Below are 22,059 nucleotides of genomic sequence, written 5' to 3'. Positions count from 1 at the left end.
ACCCGCGACACAGAGAGTTTGACAGCTTGTTTCATTACGGTATGATGGCGGCCGCAAAACGAGCTGGAAGCGTGGCCGAGTGGTTTAAGGCAACGGTCTTGAAAACCGTCGATGGGCAACTATCCTAGAGTTCGAATCTCTACGCTTCCGCCATATTCAAAGCCCTGATTATTCAGGGCTTTTTGCGTTTTTGGGGCATAGAAACCATCCTTGGGAACGTCCGTGGGAATGGATTGTTTCGCAAGCGCTTCCGATACTTCTTGCTTGGTCGGTTTCGCCAAGGCTCCAACTTCCTCCTTGGCGTCATCCCATTCTGACAGGCACGAAAAAGCCCGCCGAAGCGGGCTCCTCGCTTGCTACTGAGCGCTAGCCGCAGCCTCTCAAGCCAAATTGCATCACTGACAACTGCGCGGAAATCTGATCCGTAGGCCGGACCCAAACCTTGTCTCCCACCGTTTCCATGCGGTAGTTAATGGAAATAGCGCTGTCGTTCTTCCCGGTAATGTACAGAACGGCCGATCCCTTCATGCCAAGCAGCCCTTCAGAATCAAGGGCGACCGAGCCAATCCTGGCCACGGACCTGCAAGTGGCGTTCATCTGCCCAAGATTGGTAACGATTTGTGAGCCCAGCTGGCGGACCAGGTCCTCCCCGGTCTTTTCAAAGTCTGCGTGCCTCTTCCATTCGACAGCTGCATAGCCGAAACCAACGAGCAGAATGATAAAAACACCAAGCTTTTTGATACGTGACACTGGTGATCCCGATAGATGTAATGGGTGAATACTGCTGCAGGGCCTGGATACAGGTTACGTCCAGGCGGATGAGCCGATCCTTGTGCCTGGTGTTCTCCGGGATGATGCAGACGTGGGCATCCTAGTAGAAGAGGTAGATCCCGTCACCCACAAAACCGCGGACGTTGATGTTCACGATCAGTGACCCAGCGCGGAGGTGGGTAATGTTCTGCAGGAGCTGCGTAAAGCTTGAGGTCTGCCCTGTACCTGTGGGAGCGGCTTCAGCCGCGAACACCGGCGCAGCCGGTGTCATGCACCGTGTTGCATTCTTCGCGGGCATGCCCGCTCCCACAGGTTCTATTGCAGGGTCACTGGCTTCATGTCATCCGGTAATTGCCGAATAGCCGCCTCTATCCGCTCGATCGGTGCCGCGAGTTCGTCCGCTTCCTTGTCCTTGCCCTCCCTTCTCAGGCGATCGCGCTCAAGGCGCAGGTTAAGCAAATTTTTCTGCAGTTTCAGGGCCGAGGCATTGAACGGGTCCATGCTTTTCTCATGCTGTAGGCCTCCGTGCCGTTGTAGGAAAACTGGACCGTAGCAGCTGGAATTTGCTGGAGAAACTGATGTTTCATACAGGCAAAGCCCACTGCATCGATTCTTCCTACATTGCGCGGTAAAAGATCCTACAAGCTACGTTTCAAGACATGTCTTTCAAACCGGGCTCAACACCGCGTAGTAGCTGGGAACAAGCAGTTTCGGCAATGCCCACCTTCAACGCGGCTCAATCGAAGGCGTGTCGTGCTTTTCGAAATCTTATGTAGCAATTGCTGCCCCGAAAACTAAAGGTGATCCGCATCCACCACTGCCTGGGTGAACGCTTGCGGCGCTTCCTGCGGCAGGTTGTGGCCGACGCCGCCGCTGATCAGCCGGTACTCGTACTTGCCGGTAAAGCGCTGCGCATAGGCTTCGGCCGGCGGGTGCGGGGCGCCGTTGGCGTCGCCTTCCAGGGTGATGGTCGGTACGCCGATGCTGGGGAAACTGGCCAGCTTGGCCTCGAGCGGGTCGTAGCGTGTTTCGCCCTGGGCCAGGCCCAGCCGCCAGCGGTAGTTGTGCACGGTAATCGCCACCTGGTCGGGGTTGTCCAGGGCCTTGGCGCTACGCTCGAAGGTGGCGTCGTCGAAGGCCCACTTGGGCGAGGCGGTTTGCCAGATCAGCTTGGCGAAGGCATGGCGGTTCTTGTCATAGCCGGCCTGGCCGCGCGCGGTGGCGAAGTAGTACTGGTACCACCACTGCAACTCGGCGCTGGGGGGCAGGGGGGCCTTGGCGGCTTCCTGGCTGCTGATCAGGTAGCCGCTGACCGACACCAGTGCCTTCACCCGCTCCGGCCACAGTGCCGAGACGATGTCGGCGGTGCGTGCGCCCCAGTCGAAGCCGGCGAGCACGGCGCGCTGGATATGCAGCGCGTCCATGAAGGCGATCACATCGCTGGCCAGCGCCGCGGGCTGGGCGTTGCGTGGGGTTGCTGCAGACAGGAAGCGGGTTTGGCCGTAACCACGTACGTAGGGCACTAGCACCCGGTAGCCTTTTGCTGCCAGGGCGGGTGCAACTTGTTCGAAACTGTGAATGTCGTACGGCCAGCCATGCAGCAGGATCACCACCGGGCCGTCGGCCGGGCCTTGCTCTACGTAGGCCACATCGAGCACGCCAGCGTTGACGTGTTTCAGCGGGCCGAAGTCATCTGCCGCTGTGGCGGCTGGCTGGAGCTGCTGTGGTGCAGCCGTGGCGATGTTCGCCGCCAGCAGGCCAAGTGGCAGCAGGGCACAGACGAGCAGTGTACGGCTGAAGCGGTGTGGCAGGGTGGTGGTCGAGTGGCGGGCAGACATCGGGCATCTCCTTGGCGAGGCCATCGGTACGGGTTGATGGGGGCCAGTAAAGATGACGGCTGTATCGAGGATGTGTCCGCGCAGCCTGCAGGAAACGTTGTTGTGTATCAGGTCTCAATTTGTACACATGAAGATACAAATACCGGGTGGCAGCGGGTTTTGCCGCTTCTGCTACGATCGATAGGTTTCCTGGGCAGGGAGAGGCCCATGCATTACGTCGTGATAGCACCTCATCGCAGTGAGTACCCGCGGCCCATCCGCTTCGCCAAGGGCACTCTGCTGGACATCGGCCCGCGCTACGAGGGCGAGCCAGGCTGGCAGGACTGGTACCTGTGCACCTGCGCCGGCCAGGAGCCGGGCTGGGTGCCGGCCCAATTGATCGAGCGCCTCAGCGTGTGCAAGGGCAGGGCGCTGGACCACTATTCGGCGCATGAACTGGATGCCGACCCAGGGCAGTTGGTGCAGATGGTGCGCCCGCTCAATGGCTGGGTCTGGTGTCGGCGCCATGGCGATGACGAGTTTGGCTGGTTGCCTGCGCAGAAGCTTCAGCGGCTGTCCTGAAGCGCGCCTCCGGCCAGTACCTGCTCCGTGCGCAGGATGCGCGCGTAATCCAGAGCCAGGTTGCTCAATGACAGCGCATGTACATCCTCCGCGGGCCAAAGCCGGCCTTGCAGGTCGTGCTGGTCAAAGGTGAAGCAGGCATCCTCTACTACCACCACATCGAAACCGAGATTGCCCGCCGAGCGTGCGCTGGATTCCACGGAATTGTTGGTAATTACTCCGGTGATGACCAGCTCGTTGATGCTGCGCGCGTGCAACCAGCGCTCCAGGCCGGAGTTGGCGAAGGCATCGGGCACATGTTTGTCGAACACGGTTTCGCTGGCCAGCGGGGTGAATGCGGGCTGGAATTCGCAACCGGACTGGCCCGGCCAGAACACCGAGTCCACCGAGCGGGACAGGTGGCGCACATGGATCACCGGGCGCCCTGACTGACGCCACGCAGCCAGCAGCTCGGCTATACGCAGTTCGGCCTCGGGGTTGTTGCGCCGGCCTAGACGCGGGTGGTGGATGCCAACCTGAAGGTCAATCAACAACAGGGCAGCGTTGGTCGTGAACGCGGTCATGACGGGATGGCACTCCTTGGCAGGTTCGGGCGCTTGACCCTAGCACAGCGTGGATGACTGCAAAAATTACTGTCACGCGTAAGGGGCTGGTGCGTTGCTCTTGTGGGAGATGGCCCAGCCCTTTGGGCCGCGCTGTCGCGCAGAGAACTCAGTGCGCAAGCGGTCCGCGTGCCGTGTGGGAGCGGGCGTGCCCGCGAAGCATCCAACGCGGTGCCTGGCACCGGCTCCGCCGGTGTTCGCGGCGGTTCGACGCCTCGACACGCCCGCTCCCACAAAAAATCGGCGCCGCTGCATCTGATCCGCTTTTTTTCCACAAACCTGAATCTGTAACCGTATCAGCCCACGCCCGACAATATGTCCATTCCCGCATCACACTTGTAGAGGTTCCAATGGGCAAGCTTGCGCTATTCCTGGGTGGTTTTCTGCTGCTGACCATTCTGATTGGTATTCTTGGCACCATTCCGCCAAGCTGACGTTCATCATCCAAATTCCCCGCGGCCTGCCTGTCCTGCGGGCGGGCCCATTCCTCTTCATTGTTGGCCGATTCACCCTACCGATTTGTACGATAAGTCATTCTTTGCACTGGGAAATCTGTCCACAAAAAACGTGGGTAGGTCTGTGGATAAAGTGCTGCAAGCCAGGCCCACGGCGGGCTCTGTTAAATTGAGCAGAATTTGAACAGCCGTTTCAGGGGGTTGTTTCAGTAGGCCAGGCCGGCGCGGCGTAGGGCCGCCAGCAGGTCGCGCACCCGCGCCGGCAGCTCGCCGGCGGGGTACACGGCATGCATCTGCGGGTCCTGGCCGTTGCTGGAGGTCAGGCGGTATTGCGGGCAAACCCGCACCAGCCGCCCGGCCTTGACCTGCGCTTCGCCAACCCAGGCGGCCAGGCGGGCGATGCCGGCACCGGCCAGGGTGCTGTGGTACACCGCGTCGCCTGAGTCCAGGCGCAGCCTGGGCCTGGGGCGCAGGCTGGTGATCTGGCCGTCGCGGCAGAAATGCCAGGCCTTGAGGATGCGCGGGGCGGTGTGCAGGATCAGCGCGTGGCCTTCGAGGTCCTCCGGTTGTTGTGGCGTGCCGGCCAGGGCCAGGTATTCAGGGCTCGCATACAGGTGGCGCCGGTAATCCCACAGCGGGTAGCCGATCAGCTCGCTCGACTGCGGAAAGGCGCCGCGCACCACGAAATCGAACTTGCCCTGCAACGGGTCCAGGGCCCCGTCGCTGTATTGCACGTCCAGGGTTACCTGGGGGTGGCAGCGGGAAAACTCGGCAAGCACCTGGGGCAGCACATGCTCACCCAGCACCTGCGGTACGGCGAAGCGGATCCAGCCTTGTGCACTGCCGCTGAGCGCGGCCAGTTCGTCGGCGGCATCACGTTGCACATCCAGCAAGCGTTCGGCATGGGGCAGCAGGCGCTCGCCGGCTTCGGTCAGGGTCACGGCGTTGGCGTTGCGGTTGAGCAGTTTGCTCCCGGCGTTGTCTTCCAGGGTTTGTACCGCGCGGGTTACTGCGCTGGGGGAGCGCCCCAGGGCGCGGGCGGCGGCAACGAAGCTGCGCTTGTGCGCCACGCTGACGAACGCCTGGATTTCCCGCAGCATGTCCAATGCCATTGCCTGCTCCTCGTTGCAGTTTTCGCAATATGGCATTTCAACACAAGCGCGGCACTTTGATTAGCCTTGCAGGCGTCTCCACTGCCTGGAACCGCGTCATGATGGATATCGCTGTGCTTTCCGTGTTCGCCTTCGCCGCTGGGCTGATCGACGCCGCCGTGGGTGGCGGCGGGCTGATCCAGATCCCTGCCTTGTTCAACGTGCTGCCCGCCGCGCAACCGGCGGCATTGCTTGGTAGCAACAAGTTGGCGTCGGTGTGCGGCACAGCCTTCGCTGCGCGCTCGTTCATCCGCAGGGTGACGCTGGACTGGGGGTTGATCGTGCCGGCGGCGCTCAGTGCCTTCGTCATGTCGTTCGCCGGCGCCGCCACGGTGTCGCTGGTGCCGCCCAGCGTGATGCGCCCGGCGGTGCTGGTGCTGATCGTGTTGATGGCCATCTACACCTTCTGCAAGAAGGACTTTGGCACGCTGCACAAACCCGCAAGGATCGGCCGCAAGGAGCAGTGCCTGGCGGTGCTGATCGGTGGTGCGATCGGCTTTTACGATGGCCTGTTCGGGCCGGGTACCGGCAGCTTCCTGATCTTCCTGTTCATCCGCTTCTTTGCCCTGGACTTCCTGCACGCCTCGGCATCGGCCAAGGTGGTCAACATCGCCACCAACCTGGCGGCGCTGGTGTTCTTCGTGCCATCGGGCAACGTGCTGTACGCCATCGCCTTGCCCATGGCGGTGTGCAACATCCTCGGCGCGCTGACCGGTGCCTGGCTGGCGGTGCGCAAGGGTGCGAGCTTTGTCCGCGGGTTGTTCCTGGTGCTGCTGTGCGTGCTGATCGCCAAGTTGACGTGGGACTTGCTGGCCGGCTAGTTCACATCACCTGGCGTTGCGGTTCGGCCTGCTCGACGCGGTTGCGGCCATGGGCCTTGGCCCGGTACAGCGCCTGGTCGGCGCGCGCCAGCAGTTCGTCGAGGGTAGGGGCCGGCATGTCCGCGGCGCAACCGGCCAGGCCGATACTGACGGTAATCTGCAGGGGCTGCTCGGCCTGCACCACATGCAGGTCCTGCACGGCACGGCGCAGGCGTTCTGCCGTGAACTTGGCCCGGTCTGGCGCCAGGCCCGGGAGGACCACGACGAATTCCTCACCGCCCAGGCGGGCGAACAGTTCGCCATCGTGCAACTGGTCCTGCAGGGTGCCGGCGAACTGGCGCAGCACCTGGTCACCTACCGCATGGCCGTGGGCGTCATTGATTGACTTGAAGTGGTCGATGTCCAGCATCATCAGGGTCAGCGGCAGCGCCTGGGCGTGTTGCTGGCGGCTGTCCAGCAGCGCGTTGGCGCGGCGGGTGAAGGCGCTGCGGGTGAGCACGCCGGTGAGGTGGTCGATGGTGGCCTGATGCGCCAGGCGGGCCATCAGGCTGCGGTTGGCCTGGCTGACGCAGGCCACCACCAGCGGCCCGAGCACCAGCATCGCGATGCCCAGGCGCGCCGACATCAGCGTGGTCACCCCGGGCTCGCTCTGCGGCAGGCTGAAGTGCATGAGGTTTTGTGCCACCGCCACGATCAGCGTGCTGCCGGCGGTGAGTGTCAGCAGTGAAACCAGGAACGGTGAGTAGGTCCAGGCACACCACAGCAGCGCGGCAATCGGGAAGGCAATGGCCCCGGGGCCGCCGAAGGCAATGCTGAACGCCAGCGAGGCCAGCAGCACCAGCAACGGCGCCAGGCGGATGGCCTGGGCGCCGCCGCGTACCAGGGCTTTCGCCGAGGGCGCCGTCAGCAGCACTGGCAGCACCAGTACGCTGGTGGAGAACTGTTCACTGAACCAGGCCAGCCAGGTGGCGCGCAAGGACTGTTCGAACCACGGCGCGGCCATTACCGCCGCCATGCTGGCCGCCACTATCGCCGCGGCGGCAGAGGCGCCAAACACGCTGAGCACGCCGTGGGGGGTGCGCATGCGCCGGTGCAGGCGCGGCAAGCGCGAGAGCAGCAGCCAGAGGGTGGCCACCACGCCCAGGTTGCACAGGTTGAACCACAGGGCCGGTACCCAGGCGCTGCCGCACAGCAGGTCGGCGCCGACCATGGCCAGCCAGACCAGGGTAAAGCCCGTCAGCGTGGCCTGCCGGGGATAACGCAGCAGCACGCCGGCCAGTACCGCATTGACCGGCCAGAATAGCGACAGGGATTCGATCGGACGGGCCAGGATGCCGCCCAGGGTGAGGGCAAAGGTCAGGCCGAGCAGAACGACGTAGTGCAGCACGCGCGATTGGGCTGGAAAAACCATGGGCTCGACCGGCAAAGCGGAAACGAAATCCAGGACAACGGCTTGAAGCACCTGGGGCAATTGCGCACAAGTTTGTTTCGTCAGAGGACTTGATGTCAATCTGCCGCGATTGGTCGAGATAATGCCAAATTGCCTCCATCTGCTGCCAATCACCTCACAGCCCGAAGAACCACGGCACCATCAACACGGTCACCAGCATCACCAGCACGGTAAACGGCACGCCGACTTTGACGAAGTCGGCGAAGCGGTACTGCCCCGGGCCCAGTACCAGCGTGTTGACCGGCGATGACACCGGCGTCATGAACGCCGCCGAGGCAGCCAGCGCCACGGTCATGGCGAACGGGTAGGGCGACATGCCCAGCTGCGTGGCGGTGCTGACGGCCACGGGTGCCATCAGTACCGCGGTGGCCGTGTTGGAGATGAACAGGCCGATCACTGCCGTGACCGCGAACAGGCAGGCAAGAATGGCACTTGGGCCGGCACCGCCCAGCACGCTGACCAGGCCGCCCACTGCCAGGTCGATGCCACCGGTTTTCTGCAGTGCCTGGGCAAAGGGCAGCATGCCGACGATCAGCACCAGGCTTTGCCAGTGGATGGCCCGGTAGGCGCTGTTCATGTCGATGCAGCGGCCTGCGCCCATCAGCAGGCAGCCGATCAGTGCGGCAATGACGTTGGGTACCACGCCGCTGACCATCAGCCCGACCATCACCGCCAGGCTCAGCAACGCCTGTGGTGCGCGGGTGCGGGCGGGCGCGACCAGGTCGATTTCCGCGGGCAGGCTCAGTACCAGGAAGTCCTTGGGCTTGCTTTGCAACTGGCGCACGGCTTTCCATGGGCCGACTACCAGCAGGGTGTCGCCCAGGCGCAGCTTTTCTTCCACCAGTTGTTCTTCGATCGCTGCCTGCTCGCGGCGCAAGCCGACCACGTTGAGGTCGAAGCGAGTGCGGAAGGCCAGTTCGAGGATGCTCTTGCCGATCAGTTTCGAGCCAGGTGGCAGCGAGACCTCGGCCATGCCCAGTTCCTGGGACTGGTCGATGAAGTAGGCGGCCTTGAAGTGCAGAGGCTCCAGCTGCATGGTCTGACACAGGCTGCGCAGGTCGTCGTGGTTGGCGAACAGGTCGAGCAGCAGCACGTCGCCCTGGTGCAGCACGGTGCTGGAGTCGGCGGCGATCACCCGCGTGGTGAACTTGTGCTGGCGCTCGATGCCGATCACGTTGGCGCCATGGCGGGTGCGTAGCTCCAGCTCGCCCAGGGTGTGGCCGATCAGCGGGGAGTGGGGGCGGATGCGCAGGCGCCGCTCACGGCCATTGAGCTTGTAGTCCAGCACCAGGTCCAGCAGGGTGCGGCGGCTTTCCACGCGGCCGTCCTTGCGCACTTCGCCGTTCAACCAGTGCCGGGTCAGCAGCATGTAGCCGATGCCCAGCACCAGCACCACCAGGCCAAACGGGGTGAAGCTGAAGAAGCTGAAGCCCGCTTCGCCATGGCGCACCAGTTCGCTGTGCACCACCACGTTGGGTGGTGTGGCCACCAGGCTTAGCATACCGCTGATCAGGCCGGCGAAAGCCAGTGGCATCATCAGGCGGCTGGGCGAAATCTGCAGGCGCGCGGCGATGCTCAGCACCACCGGAATGAAAATGGCCACCACACCGGTGGAGCTCATCATCGAACCCAGCCCCGCCACGGCCACCATCAGCAGCACCAGCAGGCGGGCCTCGCTGTTGCCGGCCCGCTCGCTCATCCATTCGCCGATGCGGTAGGCAATGCCGGTGCGCACCAGGCCTTCACCGATCACGAACAGGGCGGCGATCAGCACCACGTTGGGGTCGCTGAAGCCGGCCAGCGCCTGCTCCACGGTGAGGATACCCGACAGCGGCAGGGCGAGGATCACCAGCAGCGCGACCACGTCCATGCGTGGGCGGTTGATGACGAACAGGACGATGACGATGGCCAGCAGGCCGAGGACCCAGAGCAGCTCTTGGTTCATGGGGAGGGGGTGTTCCTTCACACGGGGGCACGATAGACAGTAGCAGCCAGTGTGCCGGAACGTGGTGAAGGGGGTGTTGATGTACTGCAGGGTTTGCAAAACAAAAGGGGCCGCATTGCGGCCCCTTGGTCACCGGGATCAGTGACGGTGACGACGGTGCTTGCCGTTGTTGTCGCCCAGGTGGTTGCCGATGGCACCACCGGCCGCGCCACCCAGGCCGGCACCTACGGTGGAGCCGGTCTTGCCGCCCACTGCGCCGCCCAGCAGCGAGCCGCCGGCCGAACCCAGGCCACCGCCGATGGCGGCTTCGGTACGGTTGCCCTTGCGTGCACCTACCGCACTGCCGGCTGCGCCGCCGAGGCCGGCACCGATGGCCGCCCCCGTTTTGCCGCCGATCTGTTGACCGACAACGTTACCCAGAACACCACCCAGGCCACCGCCAATGGCGGCGGTACCGTCACCGGCGAAAGCGCCCTGGCACAGCAGCAGGCCGAGGGCAAGGGAAGGCAGAGTCAGACGCATGATACGAACCTCAAAGGAATCATCAGGTTAAGTTGCCGCGCAACGGGCGACGGGTCAGGGTTGAAAAGACGCTTCAGCGGTAGTAGCGGTCACCACGGTATCGACGATAGTCATCATCGTCGTCGTCACGGTCATGCCGATGGTGGTGGCGATGGTCACGATCACGATCACGATCACGGTCACGCCAGCCATCGTCGTCGTCATGGTAGCGATGGCTATGGCACCCTGCGGTCAGCAGGACAACGGCAATTAGCGAAAGGCTTGCAAGACGGGTCATCACGATATAGGTCCTTGATCCGCAAAGGTTTACGGCACACCTTCTGAGACTGGGAAGGATCCATTTGGTTTCGCTGTCAGGCAAAAAATTTGTCGGACCAGCGATGAGCGGCATGCCTTGTCTGCGACTGCCACCTGCGCGCGGCAATTCACTCGCGAGGCTTGCCAGTGCTAGAGTCGCGTTCTTTTTTACCCTGAGGATGGAACATGCGTGCGATTCTGCCGATGGCCGCGGCGCTGATGCTGGTCGGTTGTGCTTCTGCGACCATGGAAACGGCCCGCGGCGGCAAGCCGACTGCGCAGCTCGACTCGCACAAGGCGCCGGAGCTGGTGGCCCAGTGCATCCAGTTCAGCTGGCAGGAAGAGAAGGTGTTCGGCGACGATGCCAGTGGCTACCTGGAACCACGCAAACAGGGTGGGTTCACGGTGTATACCCGTGAGGCCGAGGCGTTCGTGGACGTGTACCCGCAGGCTGGTGGGGCGCGGGTGGATTACTACGCGCAGAAGAACGACGGCGTGGCCCTGCAGCGCCGGGCGGCGGCGGCGACTTGCCTGTAACGGCTGGCGACTGCACATGGCTGGTTGACTTGGCAGGGGCGCTGGGGGATCGGGTGGAAGCGGGCGCGCCCGCGAACACCGGCGTAGCCGGTGCCAGCCACCGCGTTGATTCTTCGCGGGCACGCCCGCTCCCACAGGGGGTGCAAGCTTTACAATTTTTAGCAAGGCAGTTCTGTCGCGGGAAGATGGGTGGGGGCTAGCATGAGCCCTACTGAATCAAGGAAGACACCATGGACCGCTCACTGCAACTCAACCGCGCCAGCTGGGATGAACGTGCCCCGCTGCACGCTGCTTCCAAAGACTACGAAGTCGAAAGGTTCGTCCGACATCCTGAACACCTTTCCGAAACCGTACGCTTCGACCTGCCATTGCTCGGCAATATCGACGGGCTCAACGCTGTCCACCTGCAGTGCCACATCGGCACTGATACCCTCTCGCTGGCGCGCCTTGGCGCCAAGGTCTGTGGCCTGGACTATTCCGCGGCCTCGCTGGCCGAGGCGCGGATGCTGGCCGAGCGCTGTACGGCACCCATCGCGTATGTCGAGGCCGACGTCTACGCCGCTGACAAGGTGCTGCCGGCCGGCACGTTCGACCTGGTCTACACCGGCATCGGCGCGCTCTGCTGGCTGCCCCGCATCGAGCCGTGGGCGCGTACTGTCGCAGCCCTGCTGAAGCCGGGCGGGCGGTTGTTCCTGCGTGACGGGCACCCGATGCTGATGGCGGTCAACGAAGACCACCAGGACCGCCTGCAACTCGAATACCCGTATTTCGAGCACGAAGAGCCGACGGTGTGGCACAACGACCAGACCTACGTCGAAACCGAGCAGCGCCTTTCCCACACCGAAACCCACGAGTGGAACCACGGCCTGGGCGAGGTGATCAGTGCCTTGCTGGCCCACGGCCTGCAGTTGACCGTGCTGGTCGAGCACCAGAGCATCCCCTGGGAGGCGCTGCCGGGGCAGATGGTCAAGGGCGACGACGGTGAATATCGCCTGCGCGAGCAGCCCGCACGCCTGCCCCTGAGTTACACCCTGGTGGCAGTAAAAGCCTGATCAGGACAGGTAGCCGCCATCGACATTGAGCGCGGTACCGGTGGTGTAGCTGGAGGCATCGCTGGCCAGGTACAACACGGCGCCGGCCATTTCCTTGGGGTCGGCCACGCGCTTGAGCGGGATATGCTGCAGCGCGGCGTTGAGGATGGCGTCGTTCTTCACCAGTGCCGAGGCGAACTTGGTATCGGTCAGGCCCGGCAGCAGGGCATTGCAGCGGATCCCGAACGGCGCGCATTCCTTGGCGAAGACCTTGGTCATGTTGATGACCGCCGCCTTGGTCACCGAATAGATACCCTGGAACAGGCCGGGCGAAACCCCGTTGATCGACGCCACGTTGATGATGCTGCCGCCACCCTGTTCACGCATCAGCTTGCCGGCCTCTACCGACATGAAGAAGTAGCCACGGATGTTCACGTCCACGGTCTTCTGGAAAGCACCCGGGTCGGTATCCAGCACGTTGCAGAACTGCGGGTTGGTGGCGGCGTTGTTGACCAGGATGTCCAGCCGCCCGAATTGCTCGCGGATGCCGGCGAACACCTGCTGGATCTGCTCCAGTTCACCGATGTGGCAGGCTACCGCCGTTGCCTTGCCGCCGGCGGCGATGATGGCGTCGGCCACCTGCTGGCAACCGTCGAGCTTGCGGCTGGACACGATCACATGGGCACCTTGCTGGGCCAACAGGTGGGCGATGGCCTCGCCGATGCCACGGCTGGCGCCGGAAACGAAGGCAATCTTGCCGTCGAGGTCGAACAGGTGGGTCTTGGACATGCTGTTTTCCTTGTTATCCGTCGTCGAGGTCGGGGCTCAGAGGCTGGACTTGGCGATGACCTGCAAGGTCATCTGCTCCAGCAAGCGGTTCATGTGGATGAACTGGGCAAAGCGCTTGTCCTGGGTCTGGCCGTGGTAATAGCGGTAGTAAATCTGCTGGACGATGCCGGCCAGGCGGAACAGGCCATAGCAATAGTAGTAATCGAAGTTGTCCAGGCGGATGCCGGCGCGCTCGGCGTAGTAATCGACGAACTGGCGGCGACTGAGCATGCCCGGGGCGTTGCTCGGCTGGCGGCGCATCAACTGCACCGGTGCCGGGTCGTCGGCCTGGATCCAGTAGGCCAGGCTGTTGCCCAGGTCCATCAGCGGGTCGCCGAGGGTGGCCATTTCCCAGTCCAGCACACCGATGATGCGCATGGGGTTGTCGGCATCGAGGATCACGTTGTCGAAACGGTAGTCGTTGTGCACGATGCCGGGCCGCGGGTAGTCGGCGGGCATTTTCTCGTGCAGCCAGGCGGTCACCTGTTCCCAGCGCGGGGCGTCCGGGGTCAGGGCCTTTTCATAGCGGCTGGTCCAGCCCTCGATCTGGCGCTGCACATAGCCTTCCGGTTTGCCCAGGTCGGCCAGGCCGCAGGCGTTGTAGTCCACCTGGTGCAGCTCCACCAGGCGGTCGATGAAGCTCTTGCACAGGGCCTCGGTGCGGCTGGCGTCGAGGTCCAGTTCGGCCGGGATGTCCGAGCGCAGGATGATGCCCTTGACCCGCTCCATCACGTAGAACTCGCCGCCGATCAGGCTGTTGTCGGTGCAGTGCACGTAGGCCTTGGGGCAGTAGGGGAAGCCGCTGTTCAGCTGGTTGAGGATGCGAAACTCGCGGCCCATGTCGTGGGCCGATTTGGCCTTCTGCCCGAACGGCGGGCGGCGCAGCACGAAGTCACGGTCCGGGTAGCTGACCAGGTAGGTAAGGTTGGAGGCACCGCCAGGGAACTGGCTGATGCTCGGCAGGCCAACCAGGCCGGGGATGTTGGCCTTGAGGTAAGGGTCGATGACAGCCGCGTCGAGTTCTTCGCCGGGGCGTACCTGGGTGGACTGGTCGGTGAGCGTCATGCGTTTTCCTTATTCTCGATCGCAAGGACTATTGGCTAATCTAATGGTGCATCGGGGTTGGGACAAGCGTGCCAGGTGCCATATAGGTAAGGGTGTTGCTGCCTGATCAACTGCCTTGATGAAGCGACTGGCGATAGGGCCCGAACAGGCGGGCAAAAAAAAACCGAAGCCGGTCAGGCTTCGGTTTTTCGATCATCCGCGATCTCCAGCCCTCAGGACGGGAACAGCTCGCTGAGCTTCATCGACAGCATCATGTCGCCTTCAACGCGCAGCTTGCCGCCCATGAACGCTTGCATGCCGTCAGTTTCGCCGCTGACGATACCCTTCAGGGTTTCGCTGTCCATTACCAGGGTGCAGTTGGCATCCGGGTTTTCGCCTTCCTGCAGGTCGCAGGTGCCGTCCTTGACGATCAGTGCGTAGTGCTTGCCTTCGTCGGTGATGTTGAAGCCGAACACCAGGTCCAGGCCGGCGGCAGCGGATGGGTTGAACTTCTCTTGCATCTTTTTAACGGCATCAGCTACGGAGGTCATGGCGCATTCCTTATAGATTGATTTACACGTCCCCGCAGGGACACAACAAGCCGGGCTCATCGATAGGTGACAAGCTCCGGCGCCCTCAACAGTTGCACATGGGCCTGGCTGTTGAAGGAAGCCAGTGCCACGTCGCGGCCGCGGAACTTCAGCTGGCTGAGCGACGTGTTGATGATCTGCCAGTTCAGCGCGAACGCCTGGCTGGGGGTAATACGGGTAACCAGGTGGAGCAGGGCGGCAATGGTGCCGCCCGAGGTGAAGATGGCAATATTGTCACCGCTACCGGCGGCATCAAGTACGCGCTGCAGGCCGCCTTGCACGCGGGCGGTGAACGCCTGCCAGGTCTCCAGGCCATCGTCGGCATGTTCGCCATCGTGCCAGCGCTGCACCATCAGTGCGAACAGACGCTGGAACTCGCTGCGGTGCTGCGCGCCGTTGCGCAGGATGTGCAGGGCGTCGGGCTCTTGCGGCAGCAGCCCGGGCAACAGCGCACGGATCACACCATCGGCATCGAACTCATTGAACGCAGCATCGGTCTCGACAGCCGGCACCGGGCTGCCATTGGCGTGCAATGCTGCCAGGGCCAGCCGCGCGGTATCCTGCTGGCGGCGCAGGTCGCCTGCCACGCAGCGGTCCAACCGTACCCCGAGCTGGGCCAGGTGCTCACCCAGGGCCTGGCTCTGGCGCTCGCCCACGGGCGAGAGGACATCGTAGTCATCGGCGCCGAAGGAGGCTTGGCCATGTCGGATCAGGTAGAGGTTGCCCACGAAAGGTTCCGGCCTGTTGGAGGTTGCTGCGAGGTTAGGATGCGGCACACGGGCTGTCAACGAAAAAACATACAAGCGTTTGAAAAGGTTGTTTGAAAGGTGTTGCCGGCGTTTACAGCGGCTGGCAGCACCTCAGGCGCAACGGTATGCTTGCTACAGTTACGCGCCGTCGTGGCGCAGGTCTTTAAGGAGTCAACGTGGAGTTTCTTGCTAACTGTCCTTGATCTCGGGTAAAGCCAAGCAGCATGGGGCTTACACCCAAAATGACCATCCTCACCCCTGAATCCAGTGTCACAAATCGTCCCAACGTGTCACAAATCGCTGTGCCCTACGTCTACCGTAGAGCCTCGGGTCGGTATCACCTTCGAGTCCGCCTCAAGGGCTGCCACACCTCGTGTACGCTTTCGCTCAAGACCGCCAATCGACCTGCTGCCATGACCACCGCTAAGCACCTGCTTCAGACCCTCAAAGCGTTCCACCTCGACAACCCAGAGGCATCTTGGGAGGAACTACGGGATAACCTTCGGGGCATCGCTGAGGAAGCCTTGGGCAACCCACAAGGGGAAGCCTATGGGCTGGTACTGTCGGATGTCTCCGAGAACCTCGCTGAGATCGCCGAAACGATGCCCATGAGCTTGCCTCAAGCGCAGGCCGTTTTGATGGCTCAGAGGGTTCTGACGGCTGCTCAAGGGCGGCACAGCGGGGACCTGAGAGGGCTGGTCGAGCTGCTCAATGGGGACCTGAAGGCTTCGATAGGTAATGCTAATCAGGATGTCGACTCCGATAGTCGTGAGCCTGTGCCTGCTTCTATCTGTAATTCGTCCTCAACGACCACCTCCAGTAACACCACCTTCCAGGCCCTCTACGACGCCTTCAAGGCCGAACGGGGCGGGGACAAGTCAGCCGCTACGCTGAAGAACTGGAATAGCAGCACCAGCACCATCGTTGCGCACCTCAAGGACGCCGATATGGCGAAGCACTCTCGGGCAACCTTCGTGGGCCTTCGTGATGCTCTCCTGAAAGGCCGTAAGCCATCGTCGGCCAAAAAGGTCATGACCCACGCTTCCTCTGTCATCGGCTGGGCTGTGGCCACGGGTCTCATTGAACGGGACTTTTCCAAGAAGCTGACCATCACCAAAGGTGCCGAGAGCGACCGCATAGCGTTCTCTCAGGATCACCTCAAGGTTCTACAGGGCTGGGCCGTGAGCAACTTCGGGGAAGACTGGCGAGCCTCTGTCATTGCCCTTGGGGTCGCCACTGGGGCACGCATTGGGGAGGTTCACCAGCTCACTGGCAGCGATATCTACAAGGTCGAGGGTCAATGGGTCGTGGACATCAATGACCGGGACGGCAAGACCTTGAAGAACAAATTCAGTCGTCGCGTGGTGCCCTTGCTGGGCATCCCTGAGGACCACCTTGAGAAGCTCTCGCAGACCCAAGGGCAGTTGTTCACACAGTCCAAGAGTGGCTTCGATCAACTCACCAATCAGATGATCCGAGACCTGCTGGGCACTAAGACCGGGGAAGGGCTGTCGTTCCACTCACTGAGGCATTCGCTCTCGTCCGATCTAAAGGCCGCTGGCGTGTCTGTGGGGATCGCCCAGGCCATCTTGGGGCACAGCTCCGGGTCGCTTGCGTTCGATCTCTACGGCGGCAATGCGGCTGCTTCGAGGGGCCTTATGGTCGAGGCGCTGAGGTTGGTGCGCTTGAGCTGTTAGCTATATCTGATACGATTTTAGCAGTGCTGAAATTTCATGCTAAGGAATTCATAAATGTTTAAGGGCATTGCAGCTATATTTAAAGGGAATTTTCAAATCGAGAAATCATTCTCTCTCGCTCAAGAAGCGTTCGCAATGAACCCTAAAGCTCTTGTGAGTCAGATGCCGACAGACATGGCCAGAGAGTGGAGACAAAACTTTCGTCAGATGGCGCGCGCTATGAGCCTTAATGAACATGAGTGCGCGGCGATGATGGTTATCGGCTTTGTGGGCTTGATTAGCGATGAAGCTCATCGAGCTAATGTCGAGCACACTTTCTATCAATGGTACAGGCAGAGCTTGATAAGAACGGATATTTACCTCCATTTCATGAAAGAGAAAGATAGTAAGCCGAACTTGATCTGATTCGGTATCGAGTTGGATGTCCTCGTGGGCCACCCTGAGCATGACCTGCTGTTCGTGGCGACTCAGGTAGCAGCGGCAGCAGGTCTGGGTAACCCAAAGGCGGCGGTCCATAACAATCGCCAGTGGCGCAAAGCTGGTTGCCAAGTAATGGCACTGGTACAGGAAACCGATACCAGTCTCCCACTTGACTCCAAGGGCAGGCGGATGCGTAACACCACGGTCATGTTTAGTGAGTCCGAGGTTTACACCATGTTGCTCAGTGGACGGGCGCCTCAGTCCGAACCATTCCGCCGCTGGGTCACCGAGGAAGTCCTTCCGACCATCCGCAAGACCGGCCAATACAACGCTGCTGAGTCGAGCGACCCGATTGCCGTGGGTGTTTTGTAGCACGTCACTACCCAGTTCCCCTCACTATGGCCAGGACACCACAACCAACCATAGGAGGACCACAACCATGTCCAGCTTTACCCCAATGCCATCCCTCGAATCCCTTCAAGAAATCTACAAGATCGACCCGGCGAGCCCCTCGGGCCTCTCCCGCATCAAAGCCACCCGTGGTCGAAACGGTCGAGTCGGCCCAGTCGTGAGCATGGGCAGCGACGGCTACTATCGAATGAAGTTTGACGGCCAATTCTACCGGACCCATCGAGTCATCTTCTTTATGCACACCGGTATCGACCCTGCCGAACTTGTTGTCGACCACATCGACGGCGACCAGTTGAATAACAAGGTTGAGAACCTACGCGCCTGCACCGTTCAGGAGAATACTTGGAATGCCAAAGGAAAATCGAAGCGCTCTGGGCTTCCAAAAGGAATCACAAAGTTAAAGAATGGCGATTATCGAGTCACGGTCATGGCAGGCGGACGCCTCTTTGAGTCGGACCTGAAGAACTTCAAGGCGGCGACCAACTGTATACGGGCGATCCGTGAGCGGAACCACAAGGAGTTTGCACGGGCATGATGGGCTATTAGTGAGGTGAACCCCTATGGGGGGAGCCTCTGGAGGTCCCGTAATTCAAGGCGTCCAGATCCACTCACTATGGCCACAGGATATCCTGGGCAATCCTACCGGGCATCCATGCGATTCCCGATCAGCGACGACCAAGCGATAAGAGACCAGCCACCATTACGATGATGCGAGCCAGCGCCAACAGTCCCCGATAAGCAGACCTCAGTGTCTGGCTCCAGTAGGAAGGAGCACAGCTTGATATTGTCTTGATCCATGAACCGATGCCCACGAAGGGCACCGTTGGGTAGACCATGCACGGGATTGGGGCCACCGTGTATCGCTCAAGTTGTTCGGGGGCCTTAACTTAAAGATTCCCCTTGAGCAACTCCATCATTATTATCTTTATATCAACCTGAAAATAAGATCTAAAAGATAATCTAACTGACCCCTCTAAGTTAGGGGTCGGTCTTGCGACCATAATCCCCCTATTCGATCAGTCGCCTTCAAGGAGGTCTCAATGAATTACCACTTTGTACTTGACGGCATTCCACAAGGACGCCAAGAGACCCTGTTGTCTATTGAGGCAGCCATGCCCACCGGTCGCCATCGTCTGGCTGTCTTTAACTTCAAGATCCTAAACCTTCGGACCAGCAATGGCCCTGAGCGATGCCTTGAGTATGTGTCAGGCAAACTGGGCGCGTTCCTCTTGGTTCCCCTTGAGGAAACCTTAAAGGCCACCGGCCTCGATTTGATTCGTTTCTACCATGCTGTCAATGCAGTACCTGTGGTCCTCACCGCTCGCCCCTGACGACCGTCGCCACGGTTGATCCCTTCGATGCCCTTCAGGCTTGCCATGTCCTGAATCAGCGTCATCAACACCGCCAGCCAACTGGCACCACTTGAAACCCAGAACCTTTTGATCGTCCTTGAAGATGCCCGCGAAGGCTTTCTCCTTGGCCGTCTGGTCGTGCGCGTCTATGGCGCAAGGACGAATCAAAGGGTCCCCAATAGGAGAACCCAACCCATGAAAATCACTATCACTAAGGTCCTGAAGAACGAAGTCACCATCTGCGGCCAAACCCTGAACCGAGAGTACGCCGAGAACATCATGCTGCCGATGCTGGTCGCCCAGTGCGGCACCCTGAAGGGCCGTCAATTCGAAATCGTTAAGACCTTCGATGAGGCCGGTCTGTCGCTCCAAGCGATTCCCGATGTCGCCCGAGATTACCGCCAAGACCAGTACCAGAAGGCTCAGCAGCGTGCTCGCTTGCAGGCTGAGGCCAATGCCCATGCTGAGCGGTGCCGTGAATGGTCGCCCCGAGAGATCGCCCAAGCGAAGGCTGATCGGGAGGCCCGAGCCGCTGCCATTCGTGAGCAGAGTGAACGCATCCGAGCAGCCTCTCGTGCCAATAGTGGTGGCTGGTAACAGCACCGCCCTCGACACGTACTTCATTCAATCACTTCAGGAGACAATAATCATGACTAAGCCATTCCAGTACACCAAGCCTTCGACCTACACCACTGCCACCTACCACGATGGTAACGGCCACCTAAGCGGGTCGATTCGATTCAACACTGCTGATGTCCGCCCCGAGACCCAAGCGGCCACCGATGTGTCCGTCTATGTGGAGGCCCTTGTGGAGGCCGCTGAGGAGTACTTGAACGGCGATGAGTGGCGAAAGGCTGCCATGGAGGCGACTCCTTGCGAGTTCCGTCCGGCTGGCTCTGAGGCCACTGGGCAACAGATCATCACCATGGCCGACCGCTCCGTCACCTTTGACCCTCGCAAGAACTGGGATAACCAGACCGTCGAGAAGGGTGAAGTCCTGGCTGGTTCCGTGATCTTCACCGAGGCCACCGACACAGCATTGGTCATCAGCCATCGTGTCACCATTCTCGACCACAATATTCAAGCGGGCTTCACTGTCCAGTCCATGGAACAGACCGCTGACAAGATGATGCGGGACATCGAGTACAGCGCAGCCGGTAAGGTCGCTACCATCTTGGCGACTGCCCCAAGCACCGAGAGTCGCTCCGTGGCCATGCCTACGGGTAAGCCTACCGAGATCGCTGAGGAACTCATTGATCTTATGACAACCCACGTTAACCAGACTGTGGGCACCTCGCTGAGTGACTTCGTGATCCTGCTGCCAGTGTCACTGGTGGCTGTCCTTGAGCGTGCTGCTCAACGTGCTGGTCAGGACTCTATCGAGGACCTCATAGGCGCTGGCGTTCAGCCCTACACCGGCACCGACCGTGGCATTTTCATGTTGCCCAAGCTGTTCACCTCGCTGAGCTACCGTGAGCGCCAAGACGGCAACATCTGGCGCATCGAAGCGACCCGCAACCCGAACGCCCAAGGCTGGGACCTTGAGATCATGGCTATGGTGGACATCATCGCCAACGGCATGGTCAAGGTGAAACTGACTACCGATGGTCTACAGACTGTTCAAGTACCGTTCCCGCTGGTCACTCGCATTGTCCTGAGCTGATCGTAGAGAACCCGTAAGGCCGGACCTAATGAGGGACCGGCAGGGGCACCGCGTCACCTGTGCAAATTCTGCATAGCTTCCCCTTTGTGCGTCCATTTTCTGGATGTGCAAACCATTTCTGCCCACGCACGGGCATTCAATCCACAGTTCTTCTGTTCGCCCTTTGAGGCCACGCCAGCACCCTTGTCGGGGTCTGTGGGCTGGTCCGTGGGTGCGACTCAGAGGGCGAACAAAAGGAAATCGACAATGAACATGAATAACAACGTGACCATGACCTCCGTTGAGATCGCTGAGCTGACTGGCAAGCGCCACGACAACGTTCTCCGAGATGCCCGAGCGGTTCTCTCTCAAGTTAATGCCCTCAAATCTGAGGCCATTGAAGCGGTCTACACCGATGGCCGTGGCCGTGAAAAGCCGATGCTGGTCCTCGATAAGCACCTTACCTTCACCCTCATCACTGGCTATGACACGGGTCTTCGCCACAACGTGGTAGGTCGTTGGATCGAACTGGAGCAAGCCGCTGACCCGGCCTTTGCCGCTCAGGCCATCAGCGCCACTCTCAACGACCTCCAGGCACGGGTCAATGCAATGGCACCTGCTTTCAATGAGCACGTCCGTAAGGGGCGCTCAGTAGGCTATAGCTGGCGTGAAGCCTGCCGTCTCGCTGGTATCAACCATCCTGACAAACTACTGGCCTTATTGGTCTCCCGTGGGCGTGCCCGTAAGCGCTCTATCAGTTCCGGTAAGGTCAGCCTTGAGACGCCCTCACAGGTTTTCACCGAGCTACACCCGGACTATCTGCGCGAGGGCTACATCACGGCCCTCAAGCCTTCCAATCTGGTCACAGCGAAAAATGGTGGGCACCTGTTCAAGATCACCCTCAAGGGCCTCAATGAATGGCTCAAAGCTAATGCTGATGCCATGAATCGTGAAGCTGCCTTTGTGGGCATCGACCAGTGGGGCAGGGCCATCAAATAACCATCAACCTAAGGAGAACCCCATGGACTACTTACAGGCCATCCTCTGGGCCTGTCTGGTCGTCCGTGTAGCCCTCTGGCTATGGTCGCGTAGTCGCCGGTAGTTCGCTGCTCGTCAGCTCACAGCAGGCCCTTCGAGAATCTGACAGAAAAATCTGAAAGGTCACCATTACAAGACATCCCGCGCAGGTTCCCCCGTAGGCCCTCGCGTGGGTGCCTGTGAGCGCGATAGGGACCCTCACGGGCAGGCGATAAGGACCCAGAAGGAAGCCCGAAAGGTGCGCCGCTGAGCCTGCCTCAAGTGCTTCGGAATGTCACAAGACCGTACCAAACTGTCACAAGCCATG

Annotated in this window: 25 protein-coding genes and 1 tRNA gene; 13 read left to right on the top strand and 13 right to left on the bottom strand. The window is 61.0% G+C overall.

The window, feature by feature from the left end:
* Positions 1–65 precede the first annotated feature (65 nt).
* Positions 66–153 (top strand) — tRNA-Ser (locus tag A4C63_RS10260).
* A gap of 213 nt (positions 154–366) precedes the next feature.
* Here the strand turns inward: A4C63_RS10260 and A4C63_RS10255 are convergent.
* The 3 genes from A4C63_RS10255 to A4C63_RS10245 all read right to left on the bottom strand — a co-directional run bounded on the left by A4C63_RS10255 (position 367) and on the right by A4C63_RS10245 (position 2,609).
* Positions 367–750, bottom strand: coding sequence for a hypothetical protein (locus A4C63_RS10255; protein ID WP_063912573.1), 384 nt, complete (start codon positions 748–750; stop codon positions 367–369).
* A gap of 336 nt (positions 751–1,086) precedes the next feature.
* Positions 1,087–1,272: a hypothetical protein gene (locus A4C63_RS10250; RefSeq protein ID WP_063912572.1), complete on the bottom strand. Its 186-nt coding sequence runs from the start codon at positions 1,270–1,272 to the stop codon at positions 1,087–1,089.
* A 293-nt stretch (positions 1,273–1,565) separates the two neighbouring features.
* Complete coding sequence (locus A4C63_RS10245) at positions 1,566–2,609, bottom strand: alpha/beta fold hydrolase (protein ID WP_063912571.1); 1,044 nt, start codon at positions 2,607–2,609, stop codon at positions 1,566–1,568.
* Between the two features lie 207 nt (positions 2,610–2,816).
* Here A4C63_RS10245 and A4C63_RS10240 point away from each other — a divergent pair, with 207 nt between their 5' ends.
* Entirely contained in the window at positions 2,817–3,170 is a 354-nt protein-coding gene (locus tag A4C63_RS10240; RefSeq protein WP_063912570.1) for an SH3 domain-containing protein, read from the top strand.
* Here A4C63_RS10240 and A4C63_RS10235 read toward each other — a convergent pair.
* Both A4C63_RS10235 and A4C63_RS10230 read right to left on the bottom strand, forming a co-directional pair.
* Positions 3,155–3,733, bottom strand: a complete 579-nt coding sequence (locus A4C63_RS10235) for a cysteine hydrolase family protein (RefSeq protein WP_063912569.1) — start codon at positions 3,731–3,733, stop codon at positions 3,155–3,157. The genes A4C63_RS10240 and A4C63_RS10235 overlap by 16 nt on opposite strands.
* 700 nt (positions 3,734–4,433) lie before the next feature.
* Positions 4,434–5,339 carry a LysR family transcriptional regulator gene (locus tag A4C63_RS10230; RefSeq protein ID WP_063912568.1) on the bottom strand — a complete coding sequence of 302 codons (906 nt, stop codon included), beginning with the start codon at positions 5,337–5,339 and terminating at the stop codon, positions 4,434–4,436.
* A 98-nt stretch (positions 5,340–5,437) separates the two neighbouring features.
* On the opposite strand from A4C63_RS10230, the gene A4C63_RS10225 reads away from it, so the two are divergent.
* Positions 5,438–6,199 (top strand): TSUP family transporter, encoded by a 762-nt coding sequence (locus A4C63_RS10225; protein WP_063912567.1) that lies wholly within the window; start codon positions 5,438–5,440, stop codon positions 6,197–6,199.
* A gap of 1 nt (position 6,200) precedes the next feature.
* On the opposite strand, the gene A4C63_RS10220 is transcribed toward A4C63_RS10225, so the two are convergent.
* From A4C63_RS10220 to A4C63_RS25530, 4 genes are all read right to left on the bottom strand, one after another.
* Positions 6,201–7,625 (bottom strand): GGDEF domain-containing protein, encoded by a 1,425-nt coding sequence (locus A4C63_RS10220; protein ID WP_063912566.1) that lies wholly within the window; start codon positions 7,623–7,625, stop codon positions 6,201–6,203.
* Positions 7,626–7,764: 139 nt separating this feature from the next.
* The gene (locus tag A4C63_RS10215; protein ID WP_063912565.1) at positions 7,765–9,594 is read right to left on the bottom strand and encodes an SLC13 family permease; all 1,830 of its coding nucleotides are present in this window, start codon (positions 9,592–9,594) and stop codon (positions 7,765–7,767) included.
* A gap of 138 nt (positions 9,595–9,732) precedes the next feature.
* A complete protein-coding gene (locus tag A4C63_RS10210) occupies positions 9,733–10,116 on the bottom strand; it encodes a glycine zipper domain-containing protein (RefSeq protein WP_025339704.1) in 384 nt (127 codons plus the stop codon).
* 73 nt (positions 10,117–10,189) lie between these two features.
* Positions 10,190–10,393 carry a hypothetical protein gene (locus tag A4C63_RS25530; RefSeq protein ID WP_082888299.1) on the bottom strand — a complete coding sequence of 68 codons (204 nt, stop codon included), beginning with the start codon at positions 10,391–10,393 and terminating at the stop codon, positions 10,190–10,192.
* Positions 10,394–10,599: 206 nt separating this feature from the next.
* Here A4C63_RS25530 and A4C63_RS10205 point away from each other — a divergent pair, with 206 nt between their 5' ends.
* Both A4C63_RS10205 and A4C63_RS10200 read left to right on the top strand, forming a co-directional pair.
* Positions 10,600–10,950, top strand: a complete 351-nt coding sequence (locus A4C63_RS10205) for a hypothetical protein (RefSeq protein ID WP_016498900.1) — start codon at positions 10,600–10,602, stop codon at positions 10,948–10,950.
* Positions 10,951–11,180: 230 nt separating this feature from the next.
* Positions 11,181–12,002, top strand: a complete 822-nt coding sequence (locus A4C63_RS10200; RefSeq protein WP_063912564.1) for a bifunctional 2-polyprenyl-6-hydroxyphenol methylase/3-demethylubiquinol 3-O-methyltransferase UbiG — start codon at positions 11,181–11,183, stop codon at positions 12,000–12,002.
* On the opposite strand, the gene A4C63_RS10195 is transcribed toward A4C63_RS10200, so the two are convergent.
* The 4 genes from A4C63_RS10195 to A4C63_RS10180 all read right to left on the bottom strand — a co-directional run bounded on the left by A4C63_RS10195 (position 12,003) and on the right by A4C63_RS10180 (position 15,171).
* Positions 12,003–12,770, bottom strand: coding sequence for an SDR family oxidoreductase (locus A4C63_RS10195; protein ID WP_063912563.1), 768 nt, complete (start codon positions 12,768–12,770; stop codon positions 12,003–12,005). It abuts the gene before it with no gap.
* A gap of 36 nt (positions 12,771–12,806) precedes the next feature.
* A complete protein-coding gene (locus A4C63_RS10190; protein WP_063912562.1) occupies positions 12,807–13,874 on the bottom strand; it encodes a phosphotransferase family protein in 1,068 nt (355 codons plus the stop codon).
* Between the two features lie 212 nt (positions 13,875–14,086).
* A complete protein-coding gene (locus A4C63_RS10185) occupies positions 14,087–14,404 on the bottom strand; it encodes an SCP2 sterol-binding domain-containing protein (protein WP_046614879.1) in 318 nt (105 codons plus the stop codon).
* 56 nt (positions 14,405–14,460) lie between these two features.
* Positions 14,461–15,171: a histidine phosphatase family protein gene (locus tag A4C63_RS10180; RefSeq protein ID WP_063912561.1), complete on the bottom strand. Its 711-nt coding sequence runs from the start codon at positions 15,169–15,171 to the stop codon at positions 14,461–14,463.
* Between the two features lie 434 nt (positions 15,172–15,605).
* Here A4C63_RS10180 and A4C63_RS10175 point away from each other — a divergent pair, with 434 nt between their 5' ends.
* From A4C63_RS10175 to A4C63_RS10140, 8 genes are all read left to right on the top strand, one after another.
* The gene (locus A4C63_RS10175; protein WP_082888298.1) at positions 15,606–16,889 is read left to right on the top strand and encodes a tyrosine-type recombinase/integrase; all 1,284 of its coding nucleotides are present in this window, start codon (positions 15,606–15,608) and stop codon (positions 16,887–16,889) included.
* 54 nt (positions 16,890–16,943) lie between these two features.
* Positions 16,944–17,294: a hypothetical protein gene (locus tag A4C63_RS10170; protein ID WP_063912560.1), complete on the top strand. Its 351-nt coding sequence runs from the start codon at positions 16,944–16,946 to the stop codon at positions 17,292–17,294.
* Between the two features lie 24 nt (positions 17,295–17,318).
* The gene (locus tag A4C63_RS10165) at positions 17,319–17,681 is read left to right on the top strand and encodes a BRO family protein (RefSeq protein ID WP_172827508.1); all 363 of its coding nucleotides are present in this window, start codon (positions 17,319–17,321) and stop codon (positions 17,679–17,681) included.
* 67 nt (positions 17,682–17,748) lie between these two features.
* A complete protein-coding gene (locus A4C63_RS10160) occupies positions 17,749–18,255 on the top strand; it encodes an HNH endonuclease (RefSeq protein WP_063912558.1) in 507 nt (168 codons plus the stop codon).
* A 505-nt stretch (positions 18,256–18,760) separates the two neighbouring features.
* Positions 18,761–19,051 carry a hypothetical protein gene (locus A4C63_RS10155; RefSeq protein ID WP_063912557.1) on the top strand — a complete coding sequence of 97 codons (291 nt, stop codon included), beginning with the start codon at positions 18,761–18,763 and terminating at the stop codon, positions 19,049–19,051.
* 216 nt (positions 19,052–19,267) lie between these two features.
* Positions 19,268–19,669, top strand: a complete 402-nt coding sequence (locus tag A4C63_RS10150; RefSeq protein WP_063912556.1) for a hypothetical protein — start codon at positions 19,268–19,270, stop codon at positions 19,667–19,669.
* A gap of 52 nt (positions 19,670–19,721) precedes the next feature.
* Complete coding sequence (locus tag A4C63_RS10145; RefSeq protein ID WP_063912555.1) at positions 19,722–20,735, top strand: hypothetical protein; 1,014 nt, start codon at positions 19,722–19,724, stop codon at positions 20,733–20,735.
* Positions 20,736–20,981: 246 nt separating this feature from the next.
* A complete protein-coding gene (locus A4C63_RS10140; protein ID WP_063912554.1) occupies positions 20,982–21,713 on the top strand; it encodes a Rha family transcriptional regulator in 732 nt (243 codons plus the stop codon).
* Positions 21,714–22,059: the final 346 nt, after the last annotated feature.

Origin of the sequence: Pseudomonas sp. p21, assembly GCF_001642705.1 — a bacterium.
Lineage (GTDB): Bacteria > Pseudomonadota > Gammaproteobacteria > Pseudomonadales > Pseudomonadaceae > Aquipseudomonas.
Note: the sequence above shows the minus strand (reverse complement) of the source record. Positions and strands in the feature narration are given on the sequence as shown.